The following is a 17,698-nucleotide window of genomic DNA, read 5'->3' on the forward strand; positions in this document are numbered from 1 at the left end:
ATCATGAAAATCAAAGCATTTCTGCGTGCTGGTGCGACGCTGGCGGTCTGCGTTCCGACCATCGCAATCGCCCAGGAAGCGCCAGCCGCCACCAGCGAAGAGATCGTGGTGACAGCGATGAAGCGCAGCCAGAACCTGCAAGATATCCCTGCGGCAGTCTCAGCCGTATCGGGCGAAGCCCTGGCGGCGCGCGGATTGATCGATGTGCAGACTCTCACGCAGGCGGTGCCAAGCGTGAATTTCGGTCAGCATGCTGGCACAACCCTGATTTCCATCCGCGGGGTCGGCTCCACGGTCGATTCCGGCGTAACCGAGCCAACCGTCGCCACTTATGTCGATGGGGTGTTCATGCCGCGTGCTACCATGGGCTTCCTGCGCGCGGTCGACCTCGATCGCATCGAGGTTCTGCGTGGTCCTCAAGGTACGCTTTACGGGCGAAATGCGACTGGTGGGGCGATCAACTTTATCTCGGCGGCGCCCACAAAAACGTTGAGCGCCGGTGTCAATCTATCGGCAGGAAGCCGACAGATGTTCGGTGCCAGCGGCTTCGTTTCAGGCCCCATTAACGACACCGTCCTTGTGCGCTTGAGTGGCGGTCATGAGGAAGACGACGGCTTCGTGAAGCTCCTGCCGAACAAGGGACGGATCGGAAACACTAACGTCGATTACGTACGTGGCGCGATCCGCTTCCAGCCTTCGAGCACCTTCTCGCTGGATTTGTCCGCGCGTTACGAACAGCTCGATGGTGCCAATGCATTCCAGCAACTGTTGACACCCTCAGCGCTTCCGGTGCCGCAATCGACGGTTCCCAACGAGATCTACGGCGACGCACCCTACGCGGCGCATGTGAAAACCCTTGTCCTTGCGGGCACCATGAACTGGGCCGTTAGTGATACGGTCAGCCTCAAGTCGGTTACCAGCTATGTTGACCATAAGAGCTCGGTCGATTTCGATGCGGACGCAACCGACGTGCCTGGGCTTTACGTTACCGATTTTTCGCGTCCTTCCAAATCGTTTGGCCAGGAACTGAACCTGGTCGGTGAAAGCGGACCGCTGAAGTGGATTCTCGGTGCGTATTATTTCGACGAGAGAGCTGGCAATGCCCTGCCGCTAGGTATTGGCGCTGCGTTCGCGCCGGGCTTTGGCGTTCCTGCTGACACCTACCTGACGCAGGGCGTGAAGACCAAAACCAAGTCGTTCGCGTTGTTCGGCGATGCGACCTATTCGCTGACCGACGCGCTACGCTTGAACCTTGGCCTGCGCTACAACCACGAAGATAAGGACTTCCGGCAGGATCTCTTCCTGGCTCTGCCGGGCGGAACAATTGCTCCGATCGCTACCGATGTCAGGACGAGCACAAAGACCGACCGTGTCTTGCCCAAGGTGAACCTGCAGTTTGACGTGACACCGAATGTCAACGCTTATGCCCAGTGGTCGCGCGGCTTCAAGTCGGGCGGACAGAACCTGCCGGGTGGCGATGGTGGCAATCTCGGCGCGGCCGGCTTCTACCTCCCTGAAACGCTCGATGCCTACGAAGTCGGCCTGAAGACCCAGACGGCCGATCGGCGGTTTACCGCAAACTTTGCGGCGTTCTACTACGACTACAAGAACCTGCAACTGACCATCACGGTCCCGCCTACCACTACCCTGGTTCAGAATGCTCCGGCCGAAGTTTATGGCCTCGAGAGCGAGTTCGCGTTCAAGTTTAGCGACGCCTTCAAAATCGAGGCGTCGGCCAATCTGCTGCACGCCCGCTTCAAGAAGTTCCTTGCGTTCGACGACGCTCAGCCGGGTCTGGGCACGCAGAACCTGAAGGGGCGGGCATTGCCGCATGCACCAGACTTCGCCGGAAACATTGGGGCCGAATACCGCCTCGGTCTCGGCGGCGGGTTGCTTTCGTCGGTCACCTTCCGAGGGGATCTATACTACACCAGTCGTGTAGTGCTGCGGTACTTCGGCACCGATAACGACGCCCAGAAGGCTTATGCGCTGGGCAACCTCTCGCTGACGCTGGCAGGTGCCGATGATAAGGCAAGGCTGCGGCTGTTTGTGAACAATGTGACTGACCGCAAGTACCGCCAGAACAGCACCTATCTAGGAGCTTTTGGTGCCTACTTCGGCAATTATGGGCCCCCGCGCACTTGGGGCGCGGCCTTCAGCTACCGATACTGAGCCGAGCCACCTCTCCGGCAATCGGCGATACTTTCCGAAGGCAGGTCGGCGCCTGCCTTCGGAACTTTCCAATCGAACAAGGAGCGCTGCTTTGCCGCAACGTGATGCAAAGTCGATCGGCAACGCGTTGGTAAGTCCAGCCGTTCATGCAAATCCTGATCAATATCATGAACTTCTGACCGAGCTTCGCGCAAACGCTCCCGTCAGTTGGGCAGAGCCGGACCAATACGCTCCGTTCTGGGTTGTCACGCGGCACGCCGACATCATGGAAGTCGAACGCAATCCTGACGCCTTCATCAATAGCCCGCGGACCCTGCTACGGAAAACCGCGGTGGACGATCAGATCCGCAAGGTGACCGGTGGCCGGCCTTTCCTGCTGAACAATCTGACGAACATGGATGGAGCAGAACATAGGCGCCATCGCAAGCTTACCCAGGCATGGTTCGCCCCCTCGCGGATCAAGGTACTCGAACACGAACTGCGCCAATACGCGCGCGACCTGTTCGAGCGCACGCTTTCGCAGGGCGGCCAGATCGACTTCATGAAAGCGGTGGCGAGCTGGTATCCGTTGCGGGTGATCATGCGGATCATCGGCGTGCCTGCGCAAGATCAAGCGATGATTCTGCAGATGACTCAACAACTGTTCGGACCCGACGACCCTGACATCAAGACCGAAAGGGTCGATGTCATTTCCACAGTCCAAGGCTTCTTCGCCTATTTCCGTGAACTCATGGCAGCGCGTCGCAATACCCCGCAGGATGATCTTGCCACTCTGCTTTCCGACGCAGAAATCGGTGAGCAGGAGGCGCTGTCCTACTTCATCCTGGCCGCGACGGCCGGACATGACACGACGAGTTCCTCGATCGCTGGGGGCTTGCTTGCCTTGCTGCAAAATCCCGACCAATTCGCGCGTCTGCGTGCGGAACCGTCGCTTCTGACCACGGCAATCGACGAGATGATTCGGTGGGTTTCACCGGTCACGCACTTCTTCCGGACGGCGGTCGCTGACTGCGAAGTGCGCGGCCAGTCCGTTCGTGCAGGCGAGGCGCTGATGATGTGCTATCCGTCCGCCAATCGCGATGAAGACGTGTTCGAAGATCCGTTCCGCTTCAACATCACTCGCCCGCCATCCAAGCATCTCGCATTTGGTTATGGCCCTCATGTGTGCCTCGGGCAGCACCTGGCTCGCATGGAAATGCGGATCTTCTTCGAGGAGCTCCTGGCCCGAAACGAGCGCCTTAGGTTGAGCGGAACACCCAGTTGGGTCCAGACCAACTTTGTTGGCGGCCTGAAGCGCCTCCCCGTCCATCTCGGCAACTGACCCAGCGCCCTTCCCATGACGGCAGATCCCATGACCGAACTCCATGCTCTTCTGGAACGCCAGCGGCGCGCGCACCTTCTGGAGGGAGCGCCAGACCTCAAGACACGTATCGATCGGCTTGATCGCTGCATCGCGCTCATCAAGGAAAACGCTGGCCCGCTCGAAAATGCGATGAGCGCCGACTTCGGCAATCGGTCACGCCATGCGTCGGCGCTCACCGACATCATGACCCCGGTCCTGTCGCTGCAACATGCGCGCAAGCACCTTCGTAAATGGATGCACCCGGAACGCCGCCGCGTAGACCCATGGTTGCTGGGCCTTCTCGGGGCAAAGGCCGAAATCCATTTCCAGCCCAAAGGCGTTGTCGGCGTAGTTGCGCCGTGGAATTTCCCGGTCGGGCTGGTTTTCTCGCCACTCGCGTCGATCTTCGCGTCGGGCAATCGGGCTATCGTCAAGCCGTCGGAGCATACCCCGCGTACCTCTGAACTCCTGCAGGAACTGGTGACGCATCGGTTCGCGACTGAAGAGCTCACCGTCGTCATCGGGGGGGCAGACATCGGCGCTGCGTTCACAAGTCTCCCGTTCGATCACCTGATCTTTACTGGCGCGGGCGCAATTGCCAGCCATGTGCTGCGCGCCGCAGCCGACAATCTGGTTCCGGTTACCCTTGAACTGGGCGGCAAAAGCCCGGTGGTGATCGGCAGGGACGCCGATCTTGAGGTGTCTGCAGCCCGCATCATGGCGGGAAAGCTGCTCAACGCCGGCCAGATCTGCCTGGCACCCGATCACGTCTATGTGCCCGAGGAAATGCGGGACACCTTCGTTATGCAAGCGCGATCCGCGACCGCAACGATGCTGCCGACCCTGCGCGACAACCCCGATTACACCGCGATTATCGCCGACAGGCATCTTGAGCGTTTGCAGGGGTATCTGGCCGACGCCAGGGCGAAGGGGGCAACGCTCGTCGAGATCAATCCCGCCGGTGAGGATCTGACCCAGCAAGAGCATCGCAAGCTGGCGCCCACCCTGATCCTCGACGCCACGCCTGATATGCAGGTGATGCAAGAGGAGATCTTCGGTCCGATCCTCCCAGTGGTCACCTACCGCTCGATCGACGAGACCGTCGCGCACATCACTGCGACGGATCGTCCGTTGGCGCTCTATTACTTTGGCAATGACCGCACCGAATTAGATCGCCTGCAGCGCGAAACGACATCGGGCGGAATGTGCGTCAACGACGTCATCATGCACTGTGCGCAGGAAAATCTGCCGTTCGGCGGGATCGGCCCCTCTGGCATGGGCGCCTACCATGGCCGCGACGGCTTTCTCGAGTTCAGCCACCGCAAGGCTGTCTACCACCAGATCCGCCGTGACCTTAGTCCTCTCAAAGCGTTCCGCCCTCCTTACTCGCAAGCCGTCCGTAAGATGATCCGCCAGACGATCGGGAAATAGGCCGCGTCCCGCGCAAAACGACAAGCAACAGGTGATCCATGAGTTCTCGCGTCAATGACCTTGCGCGGCTGATCGAGCGCGAAGCTGCTGCCCAGCCGGATTTCCCAGTACTGACGTTTGTCCATGTCGAGGCAGATGGTTCGCTCGGCTCGACGGTTCGCAACTACGGCTCGCTGTGGTCGAACGGCCGGAAGTTTGCCGCCTGGCTGCAACAGCAGGGTGTGGCGCCGGGCGACAGTGTCGTGGTGATGATGCGCAACTATCCCGAGTTCGTAGAAGTCATGGTCGCAAGCGCGCTCATCGGCGCCGTCCTAGTCCCGATCGATTCGCGCAGCATGGGCGAAAAGCTCGCCTACATGATCGATCATGTTGGCGCCGAAGTGGTTATAGCTGAGGCTTCCGCGCTTCCGGCGCTTGATGCCGTGATGCCTCAACTGGTCGCGAAGCCGACGCTTCTTTCGATTGATGACTATGCTGGCCTTGCGCTTGTGAACATCACTCCGCGCCCTGTCGAAGACGTCTGGAATACATGCGACACCAGGCTGGCTCCCCTCATGCCCGATCCGCATGCGCCGATGTACCTGATGTTCACATCGGGAACGACCGGCAATCCCAAGGCTGTCGTGAGGACCCACGCGAGCTACATGAAGGGGCTCAAGGGCTTGCGCGCCTTGGGCGTCCAGCAAGGTGATGTGCTCTATACCGGCTTGCCGCTGTGCCACATCAATGCGCATTCCACGCTGGCAGCAGGCCTCTCGATGGGCCTTCGCACCGTGATCAGCCGCCAGTTCACCAAGAGCCGTTTGTGGGAAGTCTGCCGTGCGCACGGCTGTACTGTCTTCACCTTGCTGGGCGGCATGATCCCCGAAATCTACGCTGTGCCCGCACGTGACGATGACGCCGCCAACCCGGTTCGTCTGGTGATCTCCTCAGGTATGCCGGCGGATCTATGGGAGAAGTACGAAAAGCGCTTCGGAGTAACGATCACTGAAGTCTACGGCAGCACCGAGAACGGCGGTACCTTGATCAACCGCATGGGCGAAGGACCGCGCGGATCGATGGGTAAACCGCCCAAGGGCCTGATCGCAGCGGTACTCGATGAGCAAGACCGGCCCTGCGCACCCTACCAGCCCGGCAATCTGTGCTTCCGCAAGGAAGTCGGCGGCACCGAACCAATCGCCTACTTCGGCAACGCCAAGGCTAGCGCAGAAAAAGTGGCGGGCGGCTGGTTCCGGTCGGGCGACATCGCTTATGTCGACGAGAACGGCTGGTTCTACTTCCAGCACCGTGTCGGAGGCGGGGTTCGTCGCAATGGCGATTTCGTGAATACCGCGCTTGTCGAAACGGTATTGGCCCAATCGCCGGCAGTGCTCGATGTGTATGTTTATGGCGTCGCGACAGCGCGAAATGTTGCGGGTGAAAAGGCGCTGGTTGCCGCTGTCGTACTGGCTGAAGGCAATGGCATCGCCGACGTTCAGGTGTGGGCTGCTGGTCACTTGCAGCGCAACGAAATTCCCGAAATCTGGCAGGTTCTGCCCGACATTCCCAAAACCGTATCACAGAAGCCGGTGGAGCGAGAATGCATCGCTCTGCTGCAATCGGTCGGCCTGCTGTCCGCTTACGAGGAGCGTCGCGCATGATCGAACTGCTGACCGCACCCACGCCCAATGGGTGGAAGATCTCGATCATGCTCGAGGAGTGCGGCCTGCCGTACAAGGTTCGGTGGATCAACATCGGCAAGGGCGAGCAGTTTGCGCCCGATTTCCTGGCCGTAAGCCCCAACAACCGCATTCCGGCGATCATCGACCATGAGCCTGCTGATGGTGGCGCACCGATCCCCGTCTTCGAAACCGGAGCGGTCCTGGTCTATCTGGCCGAGAAAACCGGACAGTTCCTGCCAAGCGACATTCGCAGCCGCAAGCAGGTGATGGAGTGGCTGTTCTGGCAAGTCGGCGGACTAGGGCCGATGCTGGGGCAGCATGGGCACTTCAAGCTCTATGCACCTGAAAGGATTGCCTACGCCACCGATCGTTACCGCAACGAAGCCTTGCGGCTCTATGGCGTGCTCGATCGTCGACTTGCCCAGTCGCGCTTCGTCGCAGGAGACAGCTACACGATCGCGGACATGGCGTGCTTCCCCTGGGTGCAGACGTGGAAGGCGCAGGACATCCCCTTGGCTGACTACCCCGCGATCACGGACTGGTACGAACGTTTGAAGGAGCGACCCGGCCTCCGCAGGGGGATGGAGCTAGGGCGCAAGCACATCAACAAGCGTCCGCAGGATGATGCGGAAACCCGCCGGCTCCTGTTCGGCATCAAGGAGGAGGAACAGTGAGCTCAAGTGTCGAATTCTTCTTTGACCTGTCGTCTCCTTGGACCCGCATCGCCTTCGCCAATTTTCGCAAGGCGATCGGAGGAAAAGATGTGGTCGTCACCTGGCGACCCTTCCTGGTTGGCGGCGTCTTTAATGCAGTGAACGACAGCGTGTACGAAGGGCGCAAGAACCCAAACAATCCCAAGTTCCGGCTGACATTTGTCTGGCTCAGGGAGTGGGCAAAACTGGCGGGCGTGGCGATGAATTTCCCGTCCCCCCATCACCCGGTCAAGTCGGTCAACGCCATGCGCTTCTGCTGCGCGCTCGAGGATGACCAGGCTGCGCTCGAGCGGTTCAGCGACGCTGCCTTTGAGGCATACTTCGCCAGTCAGCGGAACATCGATGATCCCGGCGAACTGGAGCAGATCGCCAACGCCTGCGGCCTGGACGGCGCCAGCCTGCGCGCCATAGCTTCGGGTGAGCCCTGCAAACAGCGTTTGCGGGAAAACACACAGGAGGCGATAGACCGCGGCGCCTTCGGCTCACCCACGATCTTCGTTGATGGCAAGTTCATGTATTTCGGCAACGACCAGCTTCCGTTGGTACGGCAGCGCATCGCGCAAGGGTGAATAGAATGGCCAAGAGATTCGTTGTCTGTGGCGCATTTGGCACCTTGGGTGGCGCTCTCAGCAAGACCCTCAGTGCGACCGGACATCATGTCGTCGGAATAGACATGGCACCCCGACCGGAATTCTTCTCCGGGGAAGCGATTGGCGGGGTCGACCTGACGAGCGAACAGCAGGTTGTCGAAGCTTTTGAAAAGGCCGCATCGGCAGAGGGGCAGTTCGATGGCCTGGTCAATGTGGTCGGCGGCTTTGCTTGGGAAAGCATCGCTGGCGGGGTCATCGACACTTGGGATAAAATGTACGCGGTCAACCTGCGGACGATAGCAATAGCTTGTAAGACAGCGGTTGCGCATCTGCCATCGGGCGGCGCAATTGTTAACGTGGGCGCCGCAGCAGCAACGCAGGCAGCTGCGGGAATGGGCCCCTATGCTGCGGCAAAAGCAGGCGTCATGGCGCTTACACAGAGCTTGGCAGATGAATTGCGAAGCACACGAATCCGGGTCAATGCAGTATTGCCGACGATTATTGATACGGCACAAAATCGCCGGGATATGCCTGATGCCCACTTCGGTACTTGGGTCTCGCCCGACGCGATCGCTCGGGTCATTAGATTTCTGCTATCCGAAGATGGTTCTTCGATTAGCGGAGTCGGGATTCCCGTTTCTCTACCTTAATTTTCAGACCCATCCCGCCCGCAATCTCCCGACGGCGTGGCCAAAGAATCCCCGCTCCTCTGCAAGTTCGGTGCAGGCGAGACGCCTGGCTGAAGAGGAGAAGAGCTTTCGCGGCTGGTAGGACGGTTTCGGATACATCGTGGCTCAAGACCTGTACAAATCGGTGGGATCGAGGTTCCGAGGAAAAGCTAGTCTGTTAATCGCCACTGAGAATTGACCCGGGTAGGCATGTGCCCCCCGGTGCAGGGGTAAGGGTCAAGCGGGTAATTTGGCCTTTCATGATTTAGGGCTTGCGGCGCTGCCAGCCCTGAAGCGGAAGCTGTCGTTTCCGGTCTCCAGGATGTGGCAGTGATGGTTGAGCCGATTGAAGAGCGCGGTGCCATGACGACTAAAAGCTGGACCAATCGTCAGCGATCGCGAGCGCAGCGTTACCGGCGCCGGCCTTCACCGGCCGTAAAGCAGCGCGCTTGGTGTGCGCGCTATTATCGCCAAGTGAAACGACGTTCGACGGCGATATTCTGAACTCGCTGACCAGCCGCGACAAGTTCGCGGATTGCTCGGCAAGCTGGCGTGACGCTGCGCTGTTTTCCTCAACCATCGCGGCATTCTGCTGCGTCATCACGTCCATCTGGTGGATTGCGTCCATGACACTCGCAAGCGCTTCTGACTGGGTGGTCGAGCTCGACGCGATGACGTTGATGGAGTCGACAGTGCTGTCAATCCGGGCGGCAATAGCCGTCAGTGCTCGGCCGGTCGCATCGACCAGTCCTACGCCTTCCTGAACTTGCGCAGTGCTGGCCTGGATAATCCGTCGTATCTGCGTGGCCGCCTCCCCTGACCGCTGCGCCAGCGCGCGAACTTCAGTCGCTACGACGGCGAAGCCTTTGCCGCTTTCACCAGCGCGTGCGGCCTCCACGCCCGCGTTGAGCGCAAGAAGGTTGGTTTGGAACGCGATGCCATCGATCACTGCGACGATCTGGGAAATCTCCTCGGATGATCCCTGGATCTTGGCCATTGCATCGATCGCCTGGCTCACCACATCGTTCCCGTCGCTGGCTTGATTCTGCACATCCCGGACGGCGTGCGACGCCGCCACTGCAGCTTCGGCATTCGAGGTGATAGCCCTCGAAACCAACGATAGACTTGACGCACTATGTGCGAGCGATGCGGCCTGTTCTTCGGTCCGGGCCGCGACATCGTTTGACGCAGTCTGAACTTCTCGGGAGCCACCAAGGATGTCAGCAGCTGCTCCCGCGACGCTGGACATCGTGCGGTCCAAGGCGATCGCTGCCGAGTTGAAGTTTTCTCGGATGTCAGCGTATTCGGCGGGGAGCCCCTCGTGCATGCGGGCATCCAGTTCGTTTGCTGCAAGTCGCCGAAGGCTTGCGGAGGTGGCGCGGACCACTTCTGCCTGTGCGATGGAAGACCGCTGCAGTTCAAGAGCCTGATCACGGAACACTGCCAGCGCTTTAGTAAGCCTTCCGACGCAATCCTCGTAGTCGGTGTAGGCAATGGGCGATGTAAGGTCGCCCGCGACAAGCGCCTCGATCCGCTCGACCGTTGCAACATACGGGTCGCTAATAAGCTTGCCAGCGTATGAGATGATGATGGGTCCCGCTATTGCGCAACCCACGACCACCAGCGTCGCCAGATGGCTGGTCACGATGTCCTCGACAGACATCACCGTCAGGATTGCTGTGACTATGCCCATCGCGAGCTGTGCGACGCTTAACACGCGAAACTTAAGCCGAATGGGGGCGACCTTCTTGAACCAAAGCAGCATGGCGAACTCCGCGGGTCGCTGACACCGTGTCACGCGTGACCAACACGGATTGCTCGTTTAAAATCGGTCGCTTGCAGAAATTGTAATCGATTGCGGCGCCGTCCACGGAGGAACAAGTTAGTGTCAGGTTAAACAAACATTGCCCTTTGGTGCATAGTCAAAAAGGCATATATAACTATAGTTTACCTGAACCGGAAGTAAGATCATCACCCATCCAGGGTGTCACAGATAATCTGGTTTTACGTGGAATGAATCTTTTGCAATTGGCGCTTGTTTGGTAAAAATACGTAAACCGGCCAAGTAACTGTTATTAGGACATAACGTCAGGTTTGCAGTTGACTCTGCGTCAGTGGAAGACCTGACGTCGCCATTGCCGCCCGTGGCAACCTGGATTTCTTATCAGCGCCCGCACGATCCGTTCCTGATTCAGTGACAGACCAGAGGTGAGGCAATGAAACTCAACGAGCGCCTTAAAGCGGGCGGGGCGATGCTCGCCCTTGCCTTTCTTGTCCAGGTCGGCGTCACAACGTTCATGGAACGCCGTCTTGTTGGCGCTAATGATGCCGAAAGGCTCAATTCGGCCGCCATGCACAATCACATGCAGGCGGATATGTTGCACGATGCCATCCGTGGCTCAGTCTATCGCGCGCTTCACGCGGCTCAGCAGGGTAATGCCAAGGAACGTGACGAAGCGATCGGCGAGGTTTCCGACTACATTCGAGACATGCGCAGTTATCTCAATGCCAATCGTGCGCTGGACCTCGACCGCGACATCAAGGCGGGCCTTGAAACAGTCGCGCGCGACCTTGATGCCTATACCGGCAGCGCGAAGAATGTCGCGAACCTTGTCCGTGCTAATCCAATCGAGGCGGAGCAGAACGTAGGTGAGGTCGAACAGGCGTTTAAAACCTTGGAAGGCAGTCAGGATAGGGTCGCTAAGGCGCTTGAGGCGCGCCAAGCGTTGCTCGACGACACCTCAGACAGTCTCGGCATCACCTCACTCGTCGCGAGCGCGCTTGTCTCTCTCACCTTTGCGGCCTTCCTGGTCTGGGCGATACTTCAACTCAGGCGGTTCGTGGTGAGCCCCTTGCAACGTCTTGCCATTCAATTGGAAATGATGGGCGGCGGCAATCTTGCCCAGGTCATCGACGGTGGCACCGGCGATGATGAAGTGGCGGCGGTTCAGAGAGCTGCGCAGTCATTTTTGAAATCGGCGCGCGAAAACCAAGAATCCGAGCAAGAGCAAGCCCAAGTGGTCTCCCAGATCTCAGCCGGCCTCGAAGCCTTGGCTCAGGAAGATCTGACGCATCGGCTCACCACACCGTTTGCCGCACGCTTCGAAAGCTTGCGCGACGCTTACAACCGCAGTGCTGGACACCTTGCGGAACTCTTGGGCGACGTCGCTCGGTCGGCTGCACGAGTGTCTTCCGGCTCGACAGAGATTCGCTCGGCTGCCGACGACTTATCGACACGTAACACCCGCCAGGCCGCCCATGTTGAAGAAACGGTCGCCGCGATGAACGAGGTGGGGACGCTCGTCACCGCGGCCGCAAACGGAACAGCAGCGGTCAAGCTGGCTGTCGAGACCGCGCATCAGGACGCAAGTGCCGGGGAGTTGGTGGTGCTGAAGGCCACCGACGCCATGCATGCTATCGAAGGCTCATCGCAGGAGATTGGCCAAATCATAGGTCTGATCGATGGCATCGCCTTCCAGACCAATCTTCTCGCCCTCAATGCAGGTGTGGAGGCAGCTCGCGCAGGTGAGGCCGGCAAAGGGTTTGCGGTCGTGGCCACTGAAGTGCGCGCCCTTGCGCAACGCAGCGCAGAGGCTGCCAGCAGCATTCGCTTGCTCATTGCAAATTCAAGCGAGCAGGTGGCTGAAGGCGTGAAGCTGGTTGGAAGCACTGGCGCATTGCTCCAGACGATCCTTGCTAAAATCGGCGAGATCCGTTCGCAGATCGATGGGATCGCAGAAGGATCTTTAACCCAGGCCGACTCCATATCTCACGTGGCGAGCACGGCTCGCGATATGGATCGATTGACCCAACAGAATGCAGCCATGGCCGAAGAGACGAATGCAGCTGCGCGTAGCTTGGCCGAAGAGGCAGAAGAGCTTTCGCGGCTGGTAGGGCGGTTTCGGATACATCGTGAGGCAAGACGCGTCCAAATCAATGGGCATCAAGGTTGCGAGGATAAGCTAGTCGCTTAAGCTCTGGATACGCAGCAGGGAGCGGGTGTCAATTTACCGATTGCGTAGCTGACGAAGAACCCTCGCACCCAAGAACAGAGACAATCCACATATTAGTGTGATAAGTTGATGCTTCTGCAGCATGCAGAGATGCATGGGTTACGGGGGGGGGCGATGTGCGGGCTAGATCCAGAGCAGCACCGTCAGCGTAAACACGAGCACGTGCTGACTGATCAAGGCGCTCGGTCAGATGGTGTTGATAGTGCCGATGTTCAAACAGACTCCTATCGCCTGGCTTTTGAGAGGGCCAACGTCGGCATGGCGCAAGTCTCGATCGACGGACGGTTCATACAAGTAAACCCGTGCCTCGAAGGTCTGCTGGGGCGAACCCAGCAAGAGCTGCGCGCGCTCACGTTCCAAGACATTACCCACCCTGACGACCTGGATGCTGACCTTGGCTACGTGCAGGACCTCCTGAATGGCGAGATGGATGTCTACACCATGGAGAAGCGATACATTCGCCCCGACGGATCTACTGTCTGGACCGAACTTAGTGTGTCGCTGTTGCGGGATGCATCAGGCGCCCCGCTAAACTTTGTCTCCGTCATCTCAGACATTCAAAAACGCAAAGAAGCCCAAGAGCAGGTGCAGCTGCTCCTGGATGAAAGCGGTCACCGCGTCAGGAATCTGATCGCCGTCGTCGGCGCTATCGTCAGCGGCAGCGCAAAGGTAGCTTCAAGCGCTGACGAGCTGGAACGAAGCATATCGCAACGACTAGCAGGAATCGCTGCTTCGCATGATCTGTTGTTAGGGAAGGCTATTGCAGGAGGCCCGCTCGACAAGCTGATCCAGCGTCAGCTCGAGATCTTCGCCCATGGCAGTGCTGACCGGGTTCTCATCGAAGGCGAACATCTGGAGTTGCTGCCAAGCGCCGTCCACGCCTTTGGCATGACGCTGCACGAGTTGGCCACGAACGCAGTGAAGTATGGAGCGCTCGGGGAGCACGGAGGTATCGTGCGCATTCGCTGGCGTATCGATCGAGACGCGGGCGTCCTCCATTTTTCCTGGCGCGAGGTGGACGGCCCACCAGTCGTTCAGACGGGCCGGAGAGGGTTTGGAACCAAGTCGCTCGGCCGCATGCTTGGTAGTGCGCTGGGAGGGCGGGTCAGATTCGATTTGCTCGCCGATGGGGCTTTGCTGGAGGCAGAATTACCGCTGGACCGTGTAGCCTCGCCATGACTCTTGGCTCTGTCGGGGCGTCCGCTCATGGAGCGATTCAACAAATGATCTCCAAACTTTGGCGTGCATCCCGTTACCCGCGACTTCGCCGATCATCCCGACAGTCGAAATCGTGCCCTACTCGTGAGCGCAATTGGCTGGCGCCAAAGTAGCACGCGTATCGAGGAGAGCGCACACACCGCCAATGCTTTCCTCGACCAACGGAGCGGGATGCGTGCGACTACCAAGATGGAAATTCCCGGCGACTTCGGCTGGAGGAGAGGTCGCCGGGAACCCGCTTGCACGGCACCTCCACAGTGCCTCAACAAGATTATCCAAAGTCGGGCAAAAAGTAACCCCCGCCCGTTTGGGCGCGGGGGCCTAGTTGGGATCGTTGCGCACAGAGTGTGCGGTCTCCCAACCTCGCGTAACCATGCCGGTTCCACTGATGAAAGGAAAAGTGCCCCGCCGACAGCAGTTGAGGTGGGGGTGTCGGCGGGGCAGAGCATCGCTAGCGGGGAAGCTTGCAGATGGTCTCGTCGGGAGACTCATCGAGAGTAACTGAAAATAATGAGGTCGCAAGGGGGAGAAGCCGCACAAACAGTGAAGGCGAGCCTGTGCGACTTTCGTCCAAGCTAATATTTTGGAATTATTTAGGTCGCTCATGTAATAATCTGCGATAAATCGCGTGATAACGTCAGGCGCCCCATAAAGTTGGGGGGGGGCGCGAGAGCGGTGGCAGATTGCCGTTAGCAGCAAGTTTTATAGGTTTTGTCATTTGATGATGTAATTTGGTTTCTAAGATGGTAATTGTAATAGGCGATATGCAGTGGATGATCGGATGTTGCTCATCTGCGGGCAACGGTTGTTCGACTGGGTAACTTCTCCCTTTGCCATCAACAGGCTCAATATTTAATTGAAATATCGGGTTCCTGAGCGTTACTCCAAATGTCCAAATTTGAGATAATTGTGGAAGGCTGCGCGTGGAACGGTGCTGATCGGTGCGAGTTTCATACTGAAGGTAAACAACGGGGCGCAAGCCATTGTGGAACTGGCCGGAACACCTCAAAACGACAGGATGAACTGCGAAATTCTAGACAATGTCATCCATGGTGGCGCCGGTAACGGCGTCATTATCGGCGATTGTGGAATATCGGAGAAAAATTGGTCTTTTCCTAAGCAGAAGTGCCGGGCATAACTTTTTAAACCACCCGAGATATATCGCCATTTTCACGTATTGCTTATTTTCGTAACGGTATCATTATGGAAATCTCTCCAATAAAAAACATCGGGAGCGAGTTATGTCTGATATTGAGACTGAGACACGTGGAATCCTGATTTCCCTTACGTCGGATATTGTTGCGGCGCATGTGCAAAATAACAGCGTCGCCATTGGTGACGTAGCGACGCTGATCAGCAGCGTCTTTAATTCCCTAAGCTCACTCGGCCAGGCGACCTTGCCAGCCGAAGAGCGCCTAGAACCGGCAGTTACAATCCGTGCATCGGTCAAAAACGACTACATCATTTGCCTTGAAGATGGAAAGAAGTTGAAGATGCTCAAGCGGCATCTCATGTCGGCCTACAATTTGACACCGGAGCAGTATCGAGCCCGCTGGAATTTGCCCGTAGACTATCCAATGGTTGCTCCTGCTTACGCAGAAAAAAGACGAGATCTCGCCAAGAAAATTGGCCTCGGCCGTAAGTCCAGTGGTAAGACTGCTGCGAAGCGTGGTCGAAAACCGGCGGCTGAAAAGGTTTAAATCTCGTTCAATTTTCGGTGGGGGCGATTGTACCTCTTCATCTGCTTAAGCAATCGGCTAGCGGCCTCGTTCAAGGCTGTTTGGTGTTTGATCCCATTTTTTTATGGTGCGATCCTTTCGTTGGGATGGAAGGATGCCGTATGGGACAGATACGTCATGGGAGCGTCACGGCCACGCACGCCGTCCGAGCAGCAATACAGCGATCGCAGGCTTCGCTCGCGACGCTGAGCCGGGAGCTTGGGGTCAACCCGAAGACGGTCGCGAAGTGGCGCAAGCGGACGACAGTCCATTATCTGAAGACCGGCCTGAAGGCTCCTCATTCAACGATCCTGACGGAGGCGAAGGAGGCGATAGTTGTGTTGTTCAGGCGCCACACACTGCTGACAGTCGACGACTGCCTCTACGCGCTGCAACCGTCGATCCCGCACTTGACGCGCTCAACGCTGCACCGATGCCTGCAGCTGCACGGCATCTCGCGCTTGCCGGACATCGAGGGCGACAAGCCAGAGCGTCAGCGCTTCAAGCGCTAACTGATTGGCTTCATTCACATTGATATCGCTAAGGTGCAAACTGCCGAAGGCAAGCTGCACCTGTTCGTCGGCATCGACCGCACCTGCAAGTTCGCGGTCACACAACTGTCTACAAGGCTGATCGGCGGACAGCATGGGGGTTCCTCGAGCACCTGCTCGCCAAACCAAATCGTCCGTGGATCAACGGACAAGTCGAGCGGATGCACCGAACCATCAAGGAAGCCACCGTCAAACGCTTCCATTGCGACAGCCATAAACAGCTACGGACGCACCTCGCTGACTTCATGGCCGCCTACAACTTCGCCCGCCCGCTCAAAACGCTAAGCAGCCTCACACCCTACTAATACATCACCAAAATCCGTACGTCAGAGCCAGGCCTCTTCATCGCCAATCCGATCCACCAGATGCCGGGACTAAACACCTGGAAGGCTAGGGGCTAATCAAGCCAGAAGTCGGATGTCGCCTCGGGCTTGTCGAAGAGGTGCTTGCCATCCTGGAGCAATTGACGCGACGTCAACCGCGACTCGCGACGAGATTGGATTGTCAGATAACAAACTAAATTCGTTGAAGGGTGTTAAATAGGAGGCAACCGGCGGCCAGAGCTTGTCCGCACTGTTAACTTTGTGTGGTATGCCGTGTTGCGATTTTGATGCAGGAGTGAGGGCGCGCGAATGAGTTCGCGATTAACTGAGGCTGCAAGGCGACTAAGGGTAGCCTCTGGTTATCTCAACAATGCTGATGACGTGGCGTTAATAAATGAATACGCAGATGAGCTTGAGTCTCTGGCAGATAAGGCTCAAGGTCTAACTGTCGATACGATAGGCGAAACGCGAGCAAGTATAATCAAAACTTGCCTGGACAAGGCCTTTCCCATCGAACGTAGCGATCCATTCAATGGTCTTTTGTTCATGCTTGATGAAAGGTACTGGTCAGATCAAGATGAACAAGCTGGGGCACAGTCCGCATGAGCCTAGGACGGGAGTCGCTGAGAAGTAAACGTCGGCGTTAACTCTTCCAATCTAACTTTGGTCCCGCATAGACTTGATCGTTCGGTTAATGGAAGGTTAGTTTGCTGCAAAAACTGATTTATCTCTGCTAGGCTATCTTCGACATATTGGACGGCTAGGGCGTCACGTGATGGATCAAGCCGAGCAATAAATTCAGTAAGTTGAAATTCTATTACTCTGACCTCACTAGCTAACCTTTTGGAAGACTCGCTCAACACATTTTCCACGCGAAAAACGGAACGCCGCCTGACACTGTCCATCGTGCACCCGATTTTTTGGTTTTATATATGAAATATATGTAAAATTCGTGGAGTTGAACCGGCTCGTTAATGTTGGGCACAGAAAGCATCAGTTTGAGGTGCAAAGTCAATCGCTTGTTTTTGCCCCGCCCACGTGAGCGGGCTCGCGCCATTTTTTTATGGGCCTGGCAACGGCGCTTGCTCCGTCAAAAAACCCGCACGAACGCTCATGATTGTGCGCTCCAGAAAGAGCGTATTATTAAAGGTGGCGTGGAGAATCTGGACGGGGTGATAAGTGGATTTTCTGTCTGACGGCGACCATCGCGCCGCATGACAGGAGACGAGATGAGCAGATGACCACGCCGGAATCACAGCCCGGCATTTGGATGGTCGCATCCTCGGTGTCGGCGTCCT

At 57.7% G+C, this 17,698-nt stretch carries 12 protein-coding genes and 2 pseudogenes; 12 read left to right on the plus strand and 2 right to left on the minus strand.

Annotation, left to right across the window (positions count from 1 at the left end):
- Positions 1–3 precede the first annotated feature (3 nt).
- From AACH40_RS02225 to AACH40_RS02255, 7 genes are all read left to right on the plus strand, one after another.
- Positions 4–2,172, plus strand: a complete 2,169-nt coding sequence (locus tag AACH40_RS02225) for a TonB-dependent receptor (protein WP_338644014.1) — start codon at positions 4–6, stop codon at positions 2,170–2,172.
- Positions 2,173–2,263: 91 nt separating this feature from the next.
- Positions 2,264–3,493 (plus strand): cytochrome P450, encoded by a 1,230-nt coding sequence (locus AACH40_RS02230; protein ID WP_338644015.1) that lies wholly within the window; start codon positions 2,264–2,266, stop codon positions 3,491–3,493.
- A gap of 30 nt (positions 3,494–3,523) precedes the next feature.
- Entirely contained in the window at positions 3,524–4,945 is a 1,422-nt protein-coding gene (locus AACH40_RS02235) for a coniferyl aldehyde dehydrogenase (RefSeq protein ID WP_338644016.1), read from the plus strand.
- A 38-nt stretch (positions 4,946–4,983) separates the two neighbouring features.
- Complete coding sequence (locus tag AACH40_RS02240; RefSeq protein ID WP_338644017.1) at positions 4,984–6,585, plus strand: AMP-binding protein; 1,602 nt, start codon at positions 4,984–4,986, stop codon at positions 6,583–6,585.
- Positions 6,582–7,280, plus strand: a complete 699-nt coding sequence (locus AACH40_RS02245) for a glutathione binding-like protein (RefSeq protein WP_338644018.1) — start codon at positions 6,582–6,584, stop codon at positions 7,278–7,280. The genes AACH40_RS02240 and AACH40_RS02245 overlap by 4 nt, the downstream gene beginning before the upstream one ends.
- Entirely contained in the window at positions 7,277–7,888 is a 612-nt protein-coding gene (locus AACH40_RS02250; protein ID WP_338644019.1) for a 2-hydroxychromene-2-carboxylate isomerase, read from the plus strand. Before AACH40_RS02245 ends, AACH40_RS02250 begins: the two co-directional genes overlap by 4 nt.
- A 5-nt stretch (positions 7,889–7,893) precedes the next feature.
- Positions 7,894–8,559, plus strand: coding sequence for an SDR family oxidoreductase (locus AACH40_RS02255; RefSeq protein ID WP_338644020.1), 666 nt, complete (start codon positions 7,894–7,896; stop codon positions 8,557–8,559).
- 276 nt (positions 8,560–8,835) lie between these two features.
- On the opposite strand, the pseudogene AACH40_RS02260 reads toward AACH40_RS02255, so the two are convergent.
- Together AACH40_RS02260 and AACH40_RS02265 are read right to left on the minus strand one after the other, a co-directional pair.
- A pseudogene (locus AACH40_RS02260) lies at positions 8,836–8,937 on the minus strand (ATP-binding protein); the annotation flags it as partial.
- Positions 8,938–8,947: 10 nt separating this feature from the next.
- Positions 8,948–10,342, minus strand: a complete 1,395-nt coding sequence (locus tag AACH40_RS02265) for a methyl-accepting chemotaxis protein (protein WP_338644021.1) — start codon at positions 10,340–10,342, stop codon at positions 8,948–8,950.
- A gap of 451 nt (positions 10,343–10,793) precedes the next feature.
- On the opposite strand from AACH40_RS02265, the gene AACH40_RS02270 reads away from it, so the two are divergent.
- The 5 genes and pseudogenes from AACH40_RS02270 (at position 10,794) to AACH40_RS02290 (ending at position 17,006) form a co-directional block, all read left to right on the plus strand.
- Entirely contained in the window at positions 10,794–12,551 is a 1,758-nt protein-coding gene (locus AACH40_RS02270; RefSeq protein ID WP_338644022.1) for a methyl-accepting chemotaxis protein, read from the plus strand.
- 108 nt (positions 12,552–12,659) lie between these two features.
- Complete coding sequence (locus tag AACH40_RS02275) at positions 12,660–13,769, plus strand: PAS domain S-box protein (RefSeq protein ID WP_338644023.1); 1,110 nt, start codon at positions 12,660–12,662, stop codon at positions 13,767–13,769.
- Positions 13,770–15,049: 1,280 nt separating this feature from the next.
- Positions 15,050–15,508 (plus strand): MucR family transcriptional regulator, encoded by a 459-nt coding sequence (locus AACH40_RS02280; RefSeq protein ID WP_338644024.1) that lies wholly within the window; start codon positions 15,050–15,052, stop codon positions 15,506–15,508.
- 140 nt (positions 15,509–15,648) lie between these two features.
- A pseudogene (locus tag AACH40_RS02285) lies at positions 15,649–16,478 on the plus strand (integrase core domain-containing protein).
- Between the two features lie 231 nt (positions 16,479–16,709).
- A complete protein-coding gene (locus tag AACH40_RS02290) occupies positions 16,710–17,006 on the plus strand; it encodes a hypothetical protein (RefSeq protein ID WP_338644025.1) in 297 nt (98 codons plus the stop codon).
- Positions 17,007–17,698: the final 692 nt, after the last annotated feature.

This window comes from Novosphingobium olei, from assembly GCF_037076535.1.
Lineage (GTDB): Bacteria > Pseudomonadota > Alphaproteobacteria > Sphingomonadales > Sphingomonadaceae > Novosphingobium > Novosphingobium olei.